Genomic DNA, 17,039 nt, shown 5'->3' on the forward strand with positions numbered 1-17,039 from the left:
CTGTACTAGGGTTAAAACCCAATCAGCCTCTTGAAATTGCTTGTATGTATTGATTCAAAGGGCCTTCACCGCAGCGGGAGGCCCTTCACGATGTCGCGTTCTTTATTCTGGTTGTCGGACGAAGCTTGGCTGGCGATCGAGCCGTACTTGCCCCGGAACCAGCCTGGTGCGCGACGGGTCGATGACCGGCGGGTGATTTCGGGCATCCTTCATGTACTGAAATCCGGCTGCCGGTGGTGCGACTGTCCGGCAGACTATGGACCATCGACGACGGTCTACAACCGCTTCAACCGCTGGTCGCGGCGGGGGTTCTGGACGAAGTTGCTCGATGCCTTGGCAGGGGCGGGTGCGGTGACGAAGAGCACGGCGATCGATAGCACCTACATCAAAGCCCAGCGCTCGGCCTTTGGTGGAAAAGGGGGCGCCAGACGCAGGCGATCGGTCGTTCTCGCGGCGGCTGGACAACCAAGATCCATGCCCTGACCGACGTTCTCGGCCGCCCCTATGCCCTTATGCTGACGGCGGGCAATGTCAGCGATGTGAAGGCTGCACCGGCACTGCTCGAACGCGCCGGACCGATGCGCTACCTGCTCGGCGACAAGGGCTACGACGCAAACCGGCTGCGGACGTCCTTGCGCGAGAATGGCACCAGCCCCGTCATTCCGGGTCGCCGCAACCGCAAGCGAGCCATCCGATACGATCAGCACCGCTACCGTAGCCGGCACCTCATCGAAAATGCCTTCTGCCGGATCAAAGACTTCCGTCGGATCGCCACACGCTACGACAAGCTCGCCGCCAACTTCCTGTCAGCCGTCGCGCTGGTCACTACCTTGGCCTTCTGGCTCTGAATGAGTCTCAGCCCTAGCGTTTCGGAATCGTCCATGAGTTCACCCTTCAGAATACCAAGCTATCTAACTTGTCCAATAGCAGGCATTTTGCCGGGAACAAATGCAAGTAAAACCGCAGTCCGATGCTGAACCGTAACGAGGCTGCCAATTTCTGTGCCCTACCACGGGAAAGTCGGGAGCAAGTCTTCGGTCGGGCCGTCGCTGTCGAGCAGCACATAATCGCAGCCGTTGTCGCGGCCGAACGCAAGGATCGGGGGCAATTCTTTGGGGAGGCGGCGCTGCGCTTCGGGCGGCGGCGTCATCGTATGAAGGAACCAGCCATATTGCGTCGGCGCCACTGGCAACGGTTGCTTGTGTGGCGGATAATCCGCCCAGGCGGTGAGTATCTGCCCGGTCGCACAGCGAATATGTGCGGTACTGAGCACAAGATATTGTCCAGTTTCCATAGTGAGTTCCTTGGGTGGTGAGCTCGGATCAGAAACCATCCGATGAACAGAGTCTGCGGTTCGGGCGACGAAGTCGGGTCCGCGGTTCTCGACGGTCACGCAGCGAGCCGCATGACACCTTCGTTGAACCGGTCGATCCATTCGCGCAGCGGCGGGCGCGCTTCGACTGGAAACTGTGCCGCGACGGCTTGGAATTCGACGAGGGCGACGGGGGCGCCGTTCACGATCGCGGCAATCTCGAGGGGCGGCAAAAGGCCGCGTCCCCGGATAAATTCGGTCATCGTACCGGGACGCGCACCAGTGGACCGTCGCCACAGGCCTTCGACATTGATCAGTCGGGGTGCCGCGCGCGCTTCCATGAGAACGATCAGTCGCAGACACCAGGCGGGCAAGGTCTGCACTTCGTGCGGCTTCATGGCCGCACAGAAGAAGCAGCTCGACTTGACGGGAACGGGAAGACCTTCGGCTTTGATGCGAGCCGTGCATTGATGCCGGTCCCAGCCCCAGTCGCGTAAGGGGTAACAATAGTCATAGCGCGGGTCGACATGTCCCTCGCGGTGCGCATACCGGCGGCTGTCCGCTGGCGAAGCGTCGTAGCCGATGAGCTTGATCACCTTGTCACCGCGCGCCCAAGCCTGTTTCGCGAGATCCCAGCTCTCGACCCATTTGTCCTGCGGCTGGATCTTCCATTTCTGGCTGCAACTGTGCCGTCCGAAACTGATCGAGGGTAACGTCGCGTTGGTCAGGCAGTTTTCAAGCAACGAGAAATAGGGTGGCCAATGCTTGAAGCGCTTCGGCGCGTAGCGGACGATCTCGTGCGCGATGCCGCGGACGTCCATCCAGCGCTGGAATATCGGGAGATAGTCATAGGTTTCCGGACGCTCGCTGCCGGTATCGGCCGTCAATACGAGGTCGAGGGGCCTGCCGCGCGCGACCCACTCGATGATCATCGCCGTGCTGTCGAGTCCCATACCCCACGCGGCGATGACCGGCGTGCGTGGCAGCGCAGGATCGTCCGTAAGGCAGGGGCGTAGCCAGACACCAGACGCGAGGCGGGCGAGCGCGGCAGCCATATCAGCGGTTCCGGCAGTCGAGCGATCGCCGCAAGAAGTGGTGCGAATGATGTGGGCGTGAAGATGTCATCGGCGAAAACCCTTCAGAGGATCGTGCCAATGACCCCGCCTTCCCTCCTCCGCTTCGGGCCGGTCAGGCTACGAGGGTTGTCAAGTTTTCGCCCTTTTCGGGCGGCCGCGACGAAACCCTGAAGGGCCGCAGCGCCTCCCCGGTGCTCACGATGAACTGGATACAGCCGCTGGCGAGGCGGTTCCTGACAGCGACCGCATAGCAGCGCTCGAACGAGGCGAGTTCCGCGCGCCGCGGCGACAATTGGGTCGATGGTTCAGCGTTCGCCATGACAAGGTCCAGTCGAAGGGAATGAAGGGAGGCCCGCCTTCAGGCGCCGACGCGTTCGATCTTGAGCCGGAAGGCATCGCCGCCTTCGAGCACGATATGAATATGCGCGGCATCGATCCTCGAACTGGTCGCGATGCTGGCGATCTGGGCCTGCGTACCGAATGTCTCGGACACGATGTGCGCCGGGCGCTCGTCCGGACCGCACCCGACGTCTTCGCATTTGTCGACATGCGTCTCGATCAGTTCGGAAATGAAGGTGGCCATCGTCGAAAGGCGCGTCCTCGCGGAGCCAGCGTCGCCACCCTCGGGAGGACCGAGGTCGCGCAAGATGGGCGCAAGGGCATCGTTGATCAGGATCAAGAGATTCGACCGCCCCTCGGCATCCATTCCGGCGAGCAGCGAGGATGGGATCAAATTGTTGACCGCATGGGTCGCGTTGTCGATGAGATTGTCGAATTCATCTTCCGCCACGGGAGTGACTCCTCGGGAATCGGGCCGAGCGGGCGACCACCGGTTCGCCCGCTCGGATCAGGGTTTGGGCATGGTCATGCCGTGGTGATTTCAGGGTCAGCGTCATTGGCCGTCAGCGCGACCCGCACATCGCCTTGGTGGGCCTCGAGCGTGAGCCGCCGCCCGATCGGGATCATCCATTGAACCTCTTCGGCGAAGACGGCGCGGATATTCTCCGCCAGCGCTTCATCGGCTCCAAGAAGCAGTTCATTTGCAAATTTTCGGGCATCGCGCTCGAAATCGCGTTGCTGGGTGCGCCAGCTGTCGCTGATGCAATCCTCGTCGTAGGCGAAACAACAGTCCTCGATCTTCTGCGCAAGCGCCGCCGGTGCGATAGAGGCTCCTTCGCGAACGAAGACATGGGTTTCATCAAGACTCGTTCCGCCATTCGCGCAGACCAGCATATCGACCGGGAAGCACAGCGTCACGATCGGCTCGTCGGAGGCGGCGCAGCGGACGACTGGAACTTCGAGCGTGATCATTGGAACGCGTCCGGACAAAATGTCCGGGAAAATCACATCGCCGTCGGCGTAGTGAATCTGCCGCCCGTCAATCTCGGTCGCAAAGGACAGGCCCGTGACGCGGGGAAGGCCATCATACCATGTGTAGCCCGAGAAAGCGTCCTCGGCGCGGACGGCACGCAAGCCGAGCCGATCTTCGGTCAGCAGCGGCGCCGCGCATTGCTCGATATCGGCGTCATGATCGGGAACCAGGATCATCGGGACGGCCTCGATGCGGGCGCCCTCGGCGCCGCCACGATCGTCCGCGGTGCACGGGCGCCATTCGTAGAGCCAGGCGCTGGCTTCGGGAAGTTCGATGCCGAGGTCCGCGGCGCGCTGCCAGTTCTGGAATGAGAGACGATGGCTGCCCTCGGATCCAATCGTTCGATAGATGGCGGTCTGAACGGCGGCCCGCAGCGCGCCCAGTGCGGCATTGTCGACCACTTCCTTGCGCGCGGGGAGCACGAGCTGCAACGATGGGGCGTCGACGATATCAATCCGGGCGGTCCACGGATACGAAGCATCGACTTCTTTGACCGACGGCAATCGACAGGCGACCTTGACGCCGTGAAAATTGATGCGCGGCTCATTCACGAGGTCATAGCTGCCCCGAAAGATGCCGATCCGGCAACCATTCCATTCCTCGACGCGATGGGCTCCCTCGAGGAAATCTTCGCGCGGCAGAAGTTCGCCGTGAAAATGGATCGGAAGCGGGAAATGCCGCGCAGCGGCCTCGACCTGGGCGCGAAGATTGCAGAGCCATTCCTTGGGCATGGCGATGATGATCTCTGTCCCCGCCCGGATCCGACAGCTTTCAACAGCCAGAGGCTGCGTTCCTTCCCAGGCGTCCGCTGGGATGGTCATTGCCCAGCCCTCGTCTGCGACCCGCGAGAAGGACCGCACGGTCACGGTCCTGCCGGCAAGGCTGAACACACCCATGCCGGCCGGGTCCTCGCGCTGCGCGATCTCGTCACTCCAGCCAGAGCGCCCAAGCGTGACGAAGGAAGCAGGGTCGTCGACACCGCGGCCATCGTCGGCGATGTGGAGGCTCGAGCCGCCCTCATGATCGCGCACATGAACTTCGATCCGTCCGGCGCCCGCGCGGCGGGCATTCTGGAACAGCTCGTTGAGGACATCGGTGATCGTCCCGTTGAACAGGCGCGATACCTTCGTGATGAGTTCATCGCCGACTGATGGACGAATCTCGCTGGGAAGCGCCATGTCAGGATCTCCGGTTGCCCGGCAACATCATTGCTGCCGCATCGATCCGCTCCCCCCTTCCCTCCCGGCATTCGGGAAGCAGGCGCATAGGCCCGCCAAGATGGCGCCCGTTATCGGCTGCGGCGAATGGCTCGCTCGGCTTCGGTTTCGACATAGACCTGTTGTGAGCGACCGCGGCGGCGCTTGCGGATGCGGCCATCGACATGGGCCTCGGCCCAGCGCCGCGCCTCGGCGGCGCGCATGCCCGCCGCGCATTCGTCGGCCTGCTCGAAGATCGTATAGGCAAGCGCATATTGCTCGCGCTCGGGAAGAGCGAGCAGGGCCGAAGCGACCGGCAAAAGCCCCTCGTAGAATTCGAGAACATGGCGGCCGCCGCCATGGTGCATCAATATGGCGAGGCGGCCCTTCTTGCCGATGCCGGTCGGCCTTGCGACCATCACATCGTGCGAGGCATAGGTGACGCCTGCGCTGCAGCTGTCCGGTTCCGTCGGATAATAGACGCGTTCATCGCGTGCCGGTAGCGGGTGCGCGATAATATCGTAGCCGTCGAACGTTTCGACCTTTCGTATGTGATTATGTCCGATAACGGTCATTTCAGACCCTTTCTTTTTGAGTGACTTCATGACGAGGTTGCAGGTTTCGTGGACTCGGCCGGCCGACATCAGGCGGCGCGCAGATTGTCGCCCTGGCGCAGACCGAGGTCGAAGGCCGTGAGAATGTCGAGGTTGGACTCAAGGCGATCGAATGCGGCCGTGAGGTCCGCGATTTGGATCCAGACGCACGCATCGCCTGGGTCATGGTCGAGCTCGAATATGATCGGCACCGAGTCCGCGGTCATCTCGGGGAAGATCGAGCGGATGATCAGCAATTCGATCCTGCGGCTGAGCGCCCCGATGCGCGGCGCGAGGGCCGCACGTTCGACGGGGCTCATCATCAAATAGCGCTCGGGCGCCACGACGGGCGCCACGCGAACACATGCGATCCGCCCCGCGACCCTGGGCGCTACCGAAACGCCGCCCATTGCGCGGCGTTCAGCCGCCACGCCGTCGACGGGGACCAGGACGCGGTAGACATAATGGGGCGGCGTCCCCGCGAGGCGGGAACGGGAGACAAGGATTTCCATCGATTTACTCCTCAGGCGACGAGCCGCAGGGGCGGCGTTCCGGGATTGGGGAGATGGAGGTCGCGGCGGATGCGGACGGCGAGGCGATCGGGCTCGAGCAGTTCGCCAATGGCAGCCCAATGATTGCGGTCGCCGCAATAGTCGCGTCGTCCTGCAACACGGCGGAACATCACCTCGCGGCCCGACCCGATGCCGAGGCCGAGCTGGACATAGATGTCTTCGCCATGAAGGATGATCTCGCCGCTGACGGCGATGCCGCCCTTGTTCGAGCGCAGGTCATAGCTTCCGTCGGCGAGGCAAAGGGCGTCGCCGAGTCGCTTCAACGCCTTGCGGCCATCGCTATGGAAGAGCTTCTTGGCCTGCTCGTCATAGCTGACGCCCTTCTGCGCGAGCACCGCAAGGGCGGATTTGCCTCGCATGTCGGCAATCCGGTCCATGCAGACGCGGCGAAGCAGACTGTCATTCTCTCCCAAGTCTCTCGCTACGGCGCCGAGATGGCGCGCGAGCAAAATCACGGCCGGATCGAGATCGTCGGACTTACCGGCGTTCCGGCAATCTTTGATCGCGGTGGTCAGCGCGTGGAGACAGGCCGGAAGCGTCGACAAGCCCGAAGGATCGAGCGCTTGCTGGAATCGGAACGCGATATCGTAGGCCATGGAATAGGCTCCTGCCTCCGGACGCCCCATCGCGCCCGCCCACGCCCATCCCCCTCTCCTCCCGCTTCATTCGGTCAGCTCCGGTCCGCTATTCTCGATCAGCTCGGCGCAGCAATCCTCGTTCTGGACGCCCATCGGGCTGGTGCCGGGATCGAAGATCATCTGGAGGCAGGCGCAGATATCGGGCTTGTGCTGCGTCCCACACATCAGTTCGAAATCGGGCTGGTCGGCGATTCCGTTCGTCTTTTCATAGGCGGAAAAGGCCGATTGCCACATGATTTGCTCGTCCCACACATCGACATAGTGCGTCACGCTCGCGCTGGCGATGCCGGTCACGTCCTCACTCCCGGGCGGAGCGATCGAAGGGTTTCGTCCATCATCTCGCGGGTCGAGGCGCCGAGAATTTGCGTGTCGCTGATCACGAAATATCCGCCGCCATGCTGGCCCGGCCTGAACTTGTCGCAGGTTGAGGCCCACTCGAAACCGAATGGCAGCGCGCTTTTGCAGACCTTCTGGATCAGCGATGCGATCGCCTGAACATCGGCTTCATGTCCGCGAATGAACGCGACGAGGCCCGTATCGTCGCGCTCTTCGTCGATTGTGATGTCCGCATCGAAAGTAGGAACATCAGGATCGAGCCAGAGTTCGAGGAAGGACGCGAACGGATTTTCCTCCTGATCTTGCTTTGGGAATGTTTTGCGGAAGGCATCGCTGCAAGCGGCGCAGAGTGACTCGAGCGCCTGCATCGCCGCGCGCGATGATTTGCTGAAACCGGGGGACAGTTTCTCGGCGACAAGAAAGCATTCCTCGAGCAGCGATGCTTCTTCGGGCGTGACGGGCACATTGAAGGCCGTCTCGACATAGTTGTTGGCCATGTTCGGATTCCTTGGGGTTCGTGGCGACAGGTCATTTCTGTGAGAGGAGAACCTCGACGGCCTGGGCGAGCACATCGCCGCTCGCGCCATTGACGATGACCGCATCGGGATTGGTCGCCCGGACCGCGCTGATGATCGTGTCCACCGGGCGCTTGCGAAGCGGGAACTGGTAGATCTGACCGCGCTCGATCGTGACGAGACAGGTCCGCATCAGCCGCTTCAACCGGCGGCGTTCGAGTTCGCGGGCCAGGAGATCGCCGACTTCGACCTCGAGGTCGTGATCATAGCTGAACCTGCCGAAGGATCGCGGCGGCCGGTTCGCGAGCAACCACTGGTTGACTTCCATCTCGGTCCAGCGGCCGATCTTGTGGAAGAAGTCAGCGCCGCCCTTCCCCTGGTTGCGGGCATGGAAGGCCAGTTCGCCATCGATATAGACGTCAGCCGTGTAGGCGCTGGTTTCCTGAGACAGAGCGGAATTATAGGTGATGCGGCGAAGTTCGATTTTCATGGGTGGCGCCTCCTGAATTGGACGATCACCCAAGCCCCATCCCCCTCTTCTCCATGCAGCTGCCACGATGGCTGCGCTATCGGTCGCTGTTTGCCGAGAATTTCAGGCCGTGCTGGATTGTCGAGCCTGAGCTCAATTCGATGTGCGGAGAGTCGCTGTTCGATCGTACAGGTCGAGGAGGATTCCCATGCTTGCGGCTTCCGAATAGGTGAGATCGCGGTGGTCATCCGTATCGGGACCGATTGCCAGTTCGATTACAGGGTGAACTGAGGCAATTTGTCCTGAAGGAAGCCGAAACTGGTTCTCGATGCCTGGTATTGGAGTGGTGCCGTCAGGCACGTCGATCCGACCTTGAATCTGGATGATGTGCATTCGCTTTCTCCCTGAACGAACGGATTTTGGGGCCGCCAGCACCGATCGCTGAAGGGACCGCCTAGGCAGCGAGGTCGAGGAGCGGGAGCTTCGTGACGTCGCCTTCTGTCGCCGCCCGGTCGAGAATGGGATACGGCAGGCTCGGCACCGCCGCCTTCGTCAAAGGAAAGAGATAGGCGTGGCAGCCAGGATGGCGCCGCCGTGTCAAAAGGCCGGTGCGTTCGAGGCTGGCCAGCCATTCGCCGCGGTCCTCGCCGAAGCGCGGCGCGCGGGCACCGGCTCGGATCAAATCCTCCATCGCATATCTCTGACCGCATTCGGCATTGCGGATCTTGGATATTGCCCGCGACGATATGGGGCGGCCATCGGGCAGGATGAGGTCGGTGCACGCGCTCGATCGGCCGATATAGCGGCTTCCCATCACCGAATAGAGGCCGCCGACATGGCCAGGAAGGAACACGTGTCCGTCTGCATCGACGCGCCTGACCGGGTCGGCATAGGATATGACCGACAGAATTTCGGGTTTCTCACGGCGGAGCAGCCGGAACGCCCGTGCCACCAGGAACGATTCCGAATTGGCGCCCTGACTGTCGAGTATGACGAGACGTCCAAGATCGCACGCCGCGCGCGGATCGCCGAGACCCGCCGTTTTCGGAACGCTTGCATTATTGACCGGGTGCGAGAAGACGCAAACGCCCACGAGTTCCGATCGTCCACCGCGGCCATTGGCGAAGAGGCCGACCGAGAGCCGTGCGACCGGCATCGACCCCGCATAATGATGTTCCCTGACGAACGGCGCGGCCTCGCGCCGGGTATCGATTATATCGACGGACAGGGTTGCGGGGTCGATTTCCGCAGTGCCCGGCACCCAGCGGCACCGGCGCTTGCGCCACCGCTGGGTCCGGTCGGTGATCATTCCGGGCTGCCCGCGCCGTCATCGGTGGACTGGGCCGAAGCCCTCCTTGAAAGGTCAGGAACGCGCGGGTCATTGTAGATGCTATCGAGCGACAGATCGAGCGCGCGGTGCTGGGCGCCATTGGGCGTCGAAGCGTCGATCGTGAAGACCTCGGTCGCGAAGCAGTCATCGCCGCTGTAGAAATCGACGTCGACGACATAGGTGATGATATCTGCCGGAGCGGTCGGCGACAGCAACTTGTCGAGCAGGTCGATGACGGTGGATCGCAGACCGTCGATATCGGGATCGAAATCTTCCCACGTCACATGATCGGGGCATTCGTCGACGAGATAGTTGGACATGAGGTCCTGCATCGTCGCAAGCAGGATGTGGCGTGCGTCGGCCATAGTTTTCCTCATTCGAAGGGGGACCGCCGGACAATCGCGCCCGGCGGCGCTGGATGTCAGTGGACGGCTTCGAGGAGCTTGCGGGCCTTGCCCTCGGTATCGAGCCTGCTGTCCTGGTGGGTCTTGGTGCGGGCGAAGGCGGTGATGCCCTGCACGAAGTCGTAGATGCTCTCGGGCGGACGGCCTTCCTCGCTGAGCACGGTTGCGACGATCTTGGCGGACTCGGCCTTGGAAAAGCCCCGCTTGCGCAGGAAATCCTCGCGATCTTCGTCCTTCCTGGCGACGATGCGCTCGCGCGCCGCCTTGATGCCGTTCACGAAGCGCATCGGCGAGGAATCCGCGAAATTCTCGAGCGCCGGTGCGGCCTCGTGCGCGAAGCGGTTGGCCGCGAATTTCGAGTGGCGAATTTTGACCTCCTCGAAATTCTCGACGCCCCAGAGGTTCCGGTTCATGCAGACGGCGCGGAGATAGAAGGTCGCCATACCGAGCGTTTTGGCGCCGACCTCGGAGTTCCAGCTGTAGAAGCCGCGAAAGTAGAGATCGGGTTCGCCGTTCGGAAGCTTGCCCGCCTCAATCGGGTGCGTGTCGTCGACGAGGAACAGGAAGACGTCGCGATCGGACGCATAGAGCGTCGTCGTGTCGCGGCTGACGTCGACATAGGGATTATAGTGCATGTTCGACCAGTCGAGCACGCCTGGAACCTTCCACCGGGTCTGCCCGACGCCATCTCCGGCGATCTTCATCACCGCAGCGACGAGTTCGTGATCGAAGATCCGGCCATAGTCGGGACCGGTGGCAGCGCGCAGTTCGGTCCGTCCATCGTGGGTCTGGTAGAGTTTGACCTGTTCGGCCCGGTGCGCGACGAGCCCGTGCTGAAGGTTGATCCCCGCGAGCGCCGCGGGCAGTTCGCGCAGATAGGATGCGGGTGCGCTGACCAGGCTGCAAAGCTGGCCGAACGACCAGTTGGTTGGAGCAACGGGTCGTTCCTCGCCGGGGACGATGAGCGAGAGGCGTTCGGGCCTGTCGCTGCGCGCCTCGACGCGGATTTCCTTGCTATCGACGACGCGTGCGGTGGAGCGGTCGGCGCGGGCACGAACGGCCGCGTAAAGCTCGGTCAGCGAAAGATAGCGCTCATCGTCGGGGCGCGAGAACCATTCGGAAGATACGCGCCCGATATTTCGGCCGCGGGAGATATCGACGCGATAGGCGCCTGAAACGGGATTTCCAGTTGTGGGTGCGAGCGTGGCCACGGTGGCTCTCCTTGGTGGGATGGGTTGCGCGGAAGGCCGATCAGCCTTTGGACGCACTCCGCCCTCACCCCCCTTCCTCCTCTGAACGAGGGAAGCCGACGATCAGTCCAGACGGTCGAGATCATTCCGAATTCAGGCTAGAGCGTCATTCGCAGCCGGGCCGCTAAAGCGGCCATTCCCGCTGCCACGGCCAAACAGTCAAACTGGTCAACCGCTCACGAGTCTGTTTTGAAGCAGTTCTGGCCGAAACCGGACAGACGGGTTTTGGAGCAGAGGTGATCATAGCCGACAGGCAATTCATTGATCGACTGCAATTGAATTAATCGGTCGATTGCCGATATGGCTGCGCAATCAGTCGCAGGAGCAAGTCGTTGGCGAATTTTCTTGATACGCGGCGCGTGGTGAAAGCCGAGGAGCTCCGTGGGCCTCGCATCTATTCGACCGATTTGCTGCCGTCACACTTCAATCCGGAGCAACCGGAAGAAAGCGTCGAGCTTGCCGCACGCGCGCTCAAGGTGAAGATGATCACCAAGGGCATCGTCACGCTTAACAGCGCCTATCTCGTTTCGCCGCTCGGCGTGCTGCTGATGGACAAGCACCCCGACCTTTTCTCCGGCGAAGCGATCGTGCCAGCGTTTCGTACCGACAAGGAAAGCCTCGCTGACCTGATCGCGTCGAATGAAGGTCTCAGCGAGGCAGGCATTACGGACCGCCGCCTCGACGATCATATCGCTCGTCTTGATTCCAGCATTGTTTCCGCCATGCCATGGGCGCTGGCGGATGTCGGCGAGAAATTCCGAACACTTCTTCTGGCCGGGCTGAGGCAAGGGAATTCGCATGTCGTCGCTATGCTCCGCGCTGCGGGCCTGTCAGGCGAAGACGTCGAGAAGGTCGCTGAGGAGGTTGCAGCGCTCGATCTCAGCAATAGCGTTACGCTGAGAAGCTATATCGGCGGCCTGCCAGCCGCGGCGCGGGATTCCATGCTTCAGTTCGCGGCTACCTGCTATCATCTCGTCGGCACCGGCGTAGTGAGATGCGAGGCCGGGACCGACCTCCATCCCCTATCAGCCTTCCGAGCAGTCGATGGCATGCTGGCTGGCCGCGACAGCAGCGCCGAACAATTGTCGGAGACCGCCATATTCATTGAAGCTTTCATGGGGTTCGCGCTCGATTCGATTCACGCCATGGCCGCACCATCGCAGATCATCGACTCGCTTGACTTCGCGACCGTACACAAGCTCGGCGACGCCCTGAGGGAAACCGGGTTCCAGGACAAATATGACGGCATAATCCGCGACTACCGAAATGCGGCGGCGCTTCCGGACGGTGAAGAGGCGCTTCACGCGCTCGACGCCGAAGGCATTGCCGAGGTTGCTGCCGGCCTGGCCCGGGAATTCGAGGATCATGTCCTGACCGAACTAATCGCCTATCAACCGAGGATCGTAGAAACCGCTAAGGCTACGCTCATCGAGACGAGGAACGACATCATCAAGGATATCGGGCAAGCGACACCGGGCCTTGGAACCGTCATCTCGGTGGCGGAAGCCACCCGCGACGCCGCCCGCTTGGGCACCGCCTATAAGGAGGTCCGCGAGCTTCGCGACAAGAATGCCGCATTCGCAGCTGCAAAGGTCCGGCGGCGCGAAAATATCGAAGCAGCCATCAAGACCCTGAAGGCCGACGACACGAAGAAGGCTGTCCTGTTGAAGGCCGTCGCCTTGCTAAGCGATATCCACGGAATCCGGATCCAGCGGAGCTGATCAGTCTCCCAGGAGCTTCGCACGGATAGGCGCAGGAGCCTGTTCTTCCAGCCGAAGATAGCGCGTCGCCCACAGGAGAAAGTTCTCGTAATATGCCGCAGTCTCCCCGGACGCATTGCGGCGCTCGTCCGTAGAATCGAGCGGAGCCGTCCCGGTATCAGCCTCAAAAGTCTGTCGCATCTGTCGCGAACGCCAGGCACGATCGACGGAAATCCGCCACCCGCCTTGACGGGCATAGGCTTTCGGCACTTCTCCGGTCGCAACTTGCATGACCTACTCCGTTCCCCTTTTGATCTAGTCGATCTCCAGGAAATGTCAAGGTGCCCGTAACGGCAAGGGCTTAGATCGCGGCTTCGTCCTCGGTCGACGAATATTGGGAGGTCCTCGAAAGTTATTCGCAGCGGCTGCTCCCCGAAATCAACTGGCGGCGCACGAACCAGGGCAATGTCGACGCCCTCAACGAAACGGCCAAATATTACCGTTACATCGACTGCAGCCGCCACGCCGAGTTCCTATACGAATGCGTGGAACAGACTCTCGAGCACGACCTTCCCGAGGAGGTCCGTTTCCTCAAGGCGTTCGACGCCTTCAACGGAGCAGTGCAGCAGCTGGTCGACATGCCGTCCACCAAGGTCGAGCTCCTGCGCAAATTCCTCGCCCAAAATGAGGGGCGCCTCTCTGCGCGCGCGCGACAAGGAGTTCGAAGCGCTGACGGATGACGAGACCGAACGGATCGAGGGGATGTACGCGGACAATTTCGGCGCGCCGCTACGGCTTGACGGTGCCGGGCCCCTACATCCGAGAAAATTATCAGCAGAATTGAACCCAGTTCCCCCTTGACTCGGCACAGCCAAGCAGCCGAACAAATCGAGAGGGGGGAATTATGCTGCAGTCCCGTTCGGTAAAACGCGCCGAACTCAACGAACAATTGCGAACGGCATTGACGGCGAAGGATAACCATTTCTTCGCCGACACTTCGTTTCTGATTACGGCAGCATCGCTTAACCCCGTTGCGCGCAGCGACCTCGACCGCTGGATTGCGGGTCTCGGAAACAGATTTCACGTACCAGCCTGGGTAGGGCATGAAGTCTTTGGCAAGATATCGGCCAAGCCCGAGCTGTTCATCCCAATGGCCAAAGCGGCCGAACAGGCCATTCAAGCCGTCGAGACACTGCAGGTCGAGGCTCGGCGATACGTCGACGACGGCCGCGCCAAGGCGACGGACGAGCAGTCCGACCGGCTAAGCTATCTGGGCAATCTCGACTCGCTTGCGCGGCCGCTGCTTCGGCAGGCGGGACTTTTGCGCCAGGCAAGGCAAACGGTCGAAGACTGTAGCGACTGGATCGTCGAGGTCGTGAACAAGTCGGTTCTGCAGAGCGACATCTACCGCGGCATCGCGAATCTGGATGCGGAATTCGCCGCTCGGGCGATCGGTGGCCACCCGCCCGGCTTCCTTGACAAGGGAAAGGCGGACAAGCAGCGAGCGGCCGACAATCGATACGGCGACCTCATCATATGGCGCGAGATACTCGATCATGTGCGAACACTCGAAAGTGGAAGCGTGGTCTTGTTGACCAACGACAACAAGCAGGACTGGGTTTATACGCCGCCAACCGTCATCGAGGAAAACGGTCGCCCGCAAGGAAATGATGGCCGCAATGGCTTGAAGGTAATTCTCCCTCTTCCGCTGCTCGTCCACGAAATGAAACAGGCGCGGGAGGATGCGGGGCTCGCGATCCTCAACCTCGGCATGCTCGCTCAGACCTTGCATAGTTTTCAGGGTGACGCCGAGCATCTGTTCAACGCATATCAGCCGATTGCCTTTACCCCGACCGAACCGGTCAGCCCCTTGCCCACGACCCCTGATGGCGCCGAAACTGACGCACCCGCAGCGCCCGAGCCTGCGGAACCTGTGTCCAGCATTGATGTAGGCCAGCTCGTCGAAGCGCTCGCCAGCAGCGATCCCGCAGCCGCCACGGAAGCCGTCGCGGGGCTGCGCGACGCGCTGATGAAGAACGCCGCCATCGATGATGTCAGGGCCTTCGTGCAGCGTTTGATGATGGCTGCCGAGAGGGATGTCGAAGCCGCCAGCATCCTGCTTCGGGAAATCATCACCGAATCGTTCGGGATCAACCGCGAGGCGCGCGTGGCCATCCTACGCGCTTCGATCGAGGCGCTCTATTATGATGCGCAAGGGAAGCTCCGCGACCGGCCGCTCCGCGAGCCTCTGGAGGATGTTTTCGCACTGCAAACCGTCCCGCAAATGCGGGATGCGGTCACCAGCCTTGCAGAACGCATCGGCCCGAGCCGCAGATTCTTTATGGTGACGCCGGATCCGGCCGCGCCACAGCTCAGCCTGTCGCCCGTTGCCGAGCGGGACGCTGAAGGCGTGCGCGAACTCAAGGGTCTTTACTTCGGCGAACTTGCGCTGCTCGAAGATGTCGCGCGCGACAGCCCGCGGTCGCTCACCAGAATCATGGGCGGAGTGACGCAGGCGCGCGTGGCGGATCTGCGCCATGCACTCGCTGGCTATTTCTGCGTTCCGGAGAGCCAACTCGACGTGGGTCTGTCTCGATTTGACAGCGTCTGCTGGGACGGGCTTACCGGGTTGATCGATTGGGGCACCAGCACCGGACTGCAGTTGCGGTGATGGAGAAGGGATGAAAGATGACGAACGAAAGCGAAGCCCAGCCCAAGACGGATGAGGAACCGAAATTTCTGATCGGTTCCTATGTCCTCGAGACCTTGACGACGGGCATGTATGTCGAGCCGCGCGACGCGATCCGCGAATATGTGCAAAATGCGTTCGACGCGATAAGGAGTTCTCGTGACGGGTCGGTCGCGCTCCAGGCTCCGCCCCGCATCGATATCGTAGTTTCCGAGAGCGGCGACGGCTTCATTCAAATCCGCGACAATGGTGCGAGCATCACGGCTGAAAGGGTCTGGGAGACGCTGACCTCGATCGGATCGTCGCGAAAGACCGCGCGTCGCCAAGCCGGTTTTCGCGGAATCGGAAGGCTCGCGGGCATAGCCTATTGCGACAGGCTCGAATTTACCTGCAAGGCCCCCGGAGAAGCCGTTACCAGCATCGTCTCCTATAACTGCTCTGAAATCCGCAAGGCCCTGCGCGAAGGAAATGAAGAGCTCGAGCCCGTCTTCAGACGCAGTATTTCGCACGAGACGCGGGATGGCGAGGCCCTCGACGATCACTACACGCTCGTCACGCTCCACGGCCTCTCGGAAACGCCGGCCGAGATGAAAGACATCGCCTCGTTGGGGGACTATCTGCGCATGGTCGCGCCCGTCGACTATAAATCGCACTGGGCACCGGGCGAGGAAATCAAGCGGCACGCCGAGAATATCGGCCAGACCATTCCGACGGTTCCGGTCTTTCTGGGTCCGCCGGACGAACCGGGCGAGGAACTGCGAAAGCCTTACCAGCAGACCATCCATGCCGGTTCGAAACCCGCGACCATACGCCGCATCAATTTCTTCAACGGCGGCGAGGCTTCGGGTTCGCGCTGGTGGGGGTGGCACGCCGAGACTGCATTATACGGGATCGTCAAGGACGACTTCGGAGGCTTCCGCCTGCGCACGAAAAATATCCAGCTCGGCGACGCGGAGATATTGAGCCGCACCCTCGCAAAGCACGGCAAATCCTATTCGCGCTTCAGTGCCTGGCACATTGGCGAGATTTTCATCGAAGGCGACACCGTCTTTCCGAATGCGCGTCGCGACGGGCTCGAGGACTCGACGGCCTGGCGCGAGATAGAAGGTCAGATTCTCGCTGAAATCGTACCGCTCGCCCGCGAGGCCTACAAGGCGAGCCGGGAGCGGAAATCGAAGGATTTCGACAAGGTCAAACTGCAGACCGATACGGAAATCAAGGAGGTCGAGGAATCGCTGAAGCCGAAGGCAAATCCTCAGGCCGACGAGCCCCCACCGGATCGCAAGGCAACCGAGCGCAAATTGAATGCGGCCTTGAAGCGCCTCGAGAATCTCAACCTCGACGATTATACTGAGGAACAACAGACCGATATCCGCGAGTCCGGGGTTCGCCTTCGCGCGCTCGCCCAAGAGGCATCGGTTGTCCTGAAGCCGACGATCACGTCACGCCGGTCGTCGCCCAACAACGGCGACGTGCCCCACCGCGATATTCTCGACATCGTCTTCGACGTGCTCCAGTCGCTCCTCGATACCCGGACCTTCAACAAGGCGCGGCAATTGCTCCTGAAGCGGTTCCGGGATCTATGAC

Annotated in this window: 21 protein-coding genes; 5 read left to right on the forward strand and 16 right to left on the reverse strand. The window is 61.6% G+C overall.

Annotated features, from left to right (window positions below; genetic code table 11):
* Positions 1–65 precede the first annotated feature (65 nt).
* Positions 66–206: a hypothetical protein gene (locus SKP52_RS27250; protein WP_234716212.1), complete on the reverse strand. Its 141-nt coding sequence runs from the start codon at positions 204–206 to the stop codon at positions 66–68.
* On the opposite strand from SKP52_RS27250, the gene SKP52_RS25495 reads away from it, so the two are divergent.
* Positions 148–848, forward strand: a protein-coding gene (locus SKP52_RS25495; protein WP_234716168.1) for an IS5 family transposase whose coding sequence is annotated in 2 segments (ribosomal slippage) — positions 148–424 and positions 424–848 — 702 coding nt in all. Because the reading frame shifts where the segments join, the coding sequence is not laid out codon by codon here. The genes SKP52_RS27250 and SKP52_RS25495 overlap by 59 nt on opposite strands.
* Positions 849–1,006: 158 nt before the next feature.
* On the opposite strand, the gene SKP52_RS14010 is transcribed toward SKP52_RS25495, so the two are convergent.
* From SKP52_RS14010 to SKP52_RS14075, 15 genes are all read right to left on the reverse strand, one after another.
* A complete protein-coding gene (locus SKP52_RS14010) occupies positions 1,007–1,294 on the reverse strand; it encodes a DUF5983 family protein (protein WP_039575639.1) in 288 nt (95 codons plus the stop codon).
* Between the two features lie 95 nt (positions 1,295–1,389).
* Positions 1,390–2,265, reverse strand: a complete 876-nt coding sequence (locus tag SKP52_RS14015; RefSeq protein WP_228383923.1) for a hypothetical protein — start codon at positions 2,263–2,265, stop codon at positions 1,390–1,392.
* A 235-nt stretch (positions 2,266–2,500) separates the two neighbouring features.
* Entirely contained in the window at positions 2,501–2,707 is a 207-nt protein-coding gene (locus tag SKP52_RS14020) for a hypothetical protein (protein ID WP_039575641.1), read from the reverse strand.
* Positions 2,708–2,746: 39 nt separating this feature from the next.
* The gene (locus tag SKP52_RS14025; RefSeq protein WP_039575644.1) at positions 2,747–3,178 is read right to left on the reverse strand and encodes a hypothetical protein; all 432 of its coding nucleotides are present in this window, start codon (positions 3,176–3,178) and stop codon (positions 2,747–2,749) included.
* A gap of 74 nt (positions 3,179–3,252) precedes the next feature.
* Entirely contained in the window at positions 3,253–4,938 is a 1,686-nt protein-coding gene (locus SKP52_RS14030; protein WP_039575647.1) for an ATP-binding protein, read from the reverse strand.
* 110 nt (positions 4,939–5,048) lie between these two features.
* Positions 5,049–5,531 (reverse strand): hypothetical protein, encoded by a 483-nt coding sequence (locus SKP52_RS14035; RefSeq protein ID WP_039581098.1) that lies wholly within the window; start codon positions 5,529–5,531, stop codon positions 5,049–5,051.
* Positions 5,532–5,599: 68 nt separating this feature from the next.
* A complete protein-coding gene (locus SKP52_RS14040; protein WP_039575651.1) occupies positions 5,600–6,061 on the reverse strand; it encodes a hypothetical protein in 462 nt (153 codons plus the stop codon).
* 11 nt (positions 6,062–6,072) lie between these two features.
* On the reverse strand, positions 6,073–6,717 hold the full coding sequence (locus SKP52_RS14045) for a hypothetical protein (RefSeq protein WP_039575653.1): 645 nt from the start codon (positions 6,715–6,717) through the stop codon (positions 6,073–6,075).
* A gap of 66 nt (positions 6,718–6,783) precedes the next feature.
* The gene (locus SKP52_RS14050) at positions 6,784–7,053 is read right to left on the reverse strand and encodes a hypothetical protein (protein ID WP_039575656.1); all 270 of its coding nucleotides are present in this window, start codon (positions 7,051–7,053) and stop codon (positions 6,784–6,786) included.
* Positions 7,050–7,682: a hypothetical protein gene (locus SKP52_RS14055; RefSeq protein WP_158514391.1), complete on the reverse strand. Its 633-nt coding sequence runs from the start codon at positions 7,680–7,682 to the stop codon at positions 7,050–7,052. Before SKP52_RS14055 ends, SKP52_RS14050 begins: the two co-directional genes overlap by 4 nt.
* Entirely contained in the window at positions 7,624–8,100 is a 477-nt protein-coding gene (locus SKP52_RS14060; RefSeq protein WP_039575661.1) for a hypothetical protein, read from the reverse strand. Before SKP52_RS14060 ends, SKP52_RS14055 begins: the two co-directional genes overlap by 59 nt.
* A gap of 132 nt (positions 8,101–8,232) precedes the next feature.
* On the reverse strand, positions 8,233–8,472 hold the full coding sequence (locus SKP52_RS25500) for a hypothetical protein (RefSeq protein ID WP_081997376.1): 240 nt from the start codon (positions 8,470–8,472) through the stop codon (positions 8,233–8,235).
* Positions 8,473–8,533: 61 nt separating this feature from the next.
* Positions 8,534–9,388 (reverse strand): Mom family adenine methylcarbamoylation protein, encoded by an 855-nt coding sequence (locus SKP52_RS14065; RefSeq protein WP_039575664.1) that lies wholly within the window; start codon positions 9,386–9,388, stop codon positions 8,534–8,536.
* On the reverse strand, positions 9,385–9,774 hold the full coding sequence (locus tag SKP52_RS24675) for a hypothetical protein (protein ID WP_052208316.1): 390 nt from the start codon (positions 9,772–9,774) through the stop codon (positions 9,385–9,387). The genes SKP52_RS14065 and SKP52_RS24675 overlap by 4 nt, the downstream gene beginning before the upstream one ends.
* A gap of 56 nt (positions 9,775–9,830) precedes the next feature.
* On the reverse strand, positions 9,831–11,024 hold the full coding sequence (locus SKP52_RS14075) for a hypothetical protein (RefSeq protein WP_039575666.1): 1,194 nt from the start codon (positions 11,022–11,024) through the stop codon (positions 9,831–9,833).
* Positions 11,025–11,545: 521 nt separating this feature from the next.
* Between SKP52_RS14075 and SKP52_RS14080 the strand changes: the two genes are divergently transcribed.
* The 4 genes from SKP52_RS14080 (at position 11,546) to SKP52_RS14100 (ending at position 17,038) form a co-directional block, all read left to right on the forward strand.
* Positions 11,546–12,784: a hypothetical protein gene (locus SKP52_RS14080; RefSeq protein ID WP_148309133.1), complete on the forward strand. Its 1,239-nt coding sequence runs from the start codon at positions 11,546–11,548 to the stop codon at positions 12,782–12,784.
* Positions 12,785–13,308: 524 nt separating this feature from the next.
* The gene (locus tag SKP52_RS27025; RefSeq protein WP_039575676.1) at positions 13,309–13,503 is read left to right on the forward strand and encodes a hypothetical protein; all 195 of its coding nucleotides are present in this window, start codon (positions 13,309–13,311) and stop codon (positions 13,501–13,503) included.
* Between the two features lie 164 nt (positions 13,504–13,667).
* On the forward strand, positions 13,668–15,434 hold the full coding sequence (locus tag SKP52_RS14095) for a PIN-like domain-containing protein (protein WP_039575678.1): 1,767 nt from the start codon (positions 13,668–13,670) through the stop codon (positions 15,432–15,434).
* Between the two features lie 17 nt (positions 15,435–15,451).
* The gene (locus SKP52_RS14100) at positions 15,452–17,038 is read left to right on the forward strand and encodes an ATP-binding protein (protein ID WP_039575681.1); all 1,587 of its coding nucleotides are present in this window, start codon (positions 15,452–15,454) and stop codon (positions 17,036–17,038) included.
* Position 17,039 lies beyond the last annotated feature (1 nt).

The sequence above is a fragment of the Sphingopyxis fribergensis genome, assembly GCF_000803645.1.
Taxonomy (GTDB): domain Bacteria; phylum Pseudomonadota; class Alphaproteobacteria; order Sphingomonadales; family Sphingomonadaceae; genus Sphingopyxis; species Sphingopyxis fribergensis.

Excerpts from the sequence above, each read along its gene's own strand:
- SKP52_RS27250 (WP_234716212.1), bottom strand. The coding sequence starts at position 206 with ATGCCCGAAATCACCCGCCGGTCATCGACCCGTCGCGCACCAGGCTGG.
- SKP52_RS14010 (WP_039575639.1), bottom strand. The coding sequence starts at position 1,294 with ATGGAAACTGGACAATATCTTGTGCTCAGTACCGCACATATTCGCTGT.
- SKP52_RS14015 (WP_228383923.1), bottom strand. The coding sequence starts at position 2,265 with ATGGGACTCGACAGCACGGCGATGATCATCGAGTGGGTCGCGCGCGGC.
- SKP52_RS14020 (WP_039575641.1), bottom strand. The coding sequence starts at position 2,707 with ATGGCGAACGCTGAACCATCGACCCAATTGTCGCCGCGGCGCGCGGAA.
- SKP52_RS14030 (WP_039575647.1), bottom strand. The coding sequence starts at position 4,938 with ATGGCGCTTCCCAGCGAGATTCGTCCATCAGTCGGCGATGAACTCATC.
- SKP52_RS14035 (WP_039581098.1), bottom strand. The coding sequence starts at position 5,531 with ATGACCGTTATCGGACATAATCACATACGAAAGGTCGAAACGTTCGAC.
- SKP52_RS14040 (WP_039575651.1), bottom strand. The coding sequence starts at position 6,061 with ATGGAAATCCTTGTCTCCCGTTCCCGCCTCGCGGGGACGCCGCCCCAT.
- SKP52_RS14045 (WP_039575653.1), bottom strand. The coding sequence starts at position 6,717 with ATGGCCTACGATATCGCGTTCCGATTCCAGCAAGCGCTCGATCCTTCG.
- SKP52_RS14055 (WP_158514391.1), bottom strand. The coding sequence starts at position 7,682 with ATGGCGCGAGCGGCGATGTGCTCGCCCAGGCCGTCGAGGTTCTCCTCT.
- SKP52_RS14060 (WP_039575661.1), bottom strand. The coding sequence starts at position 8,100 with ATGAAAATCGAACTTCGCCGCATCACCTATAATTCCGCTCTGTCTCAG.
- SKP52_RS25500 (WP_081997376.1), bottom strand. The coding sequence starts at position 8,472 with ATGCACATCATCCAGATTCAAGGTCGGATCGACGTGCCTGACGGCACC.
- SKP52_RS14065 (WP_039575664.1), bottom strand. The coding sequence starts at position 9,388 with ATGATCACCGACCGGACCCAGCGGTGGCGCAAGCGCCGGTGCCGCTGG.
- SKP52_RS24675 (WP_052208316.1), bottom strand. The coding sequence starts at position 9,774 with ATGGCCGACGCACGCCACATCCTGCTTGCGACGATGCAGGACCTCATG.
- SKP52_RS14080 (WP_148309133.1), top strand. The coding sequence starts at position 11,546 with ATGATCACCAAGGGCATCGTCACGCTTAACAGCGCCTATCTCGTTTCG.
- SKP52_RS14095 (WP_039575678.1), top strand. The coding sequence starts at position 13,668 with ATGCTGCAGTCCCGTTCGGTAAAACGCGCCGAACTCAACGAACAATTG.
- SKP52_RS14100 (WP_039575681.1), top strand. The coding sequence starts at position 15,452 with ATGACGAACGAAAGCGAAGCCCAGCCCAAGACGGATGAGGAACCGAAA.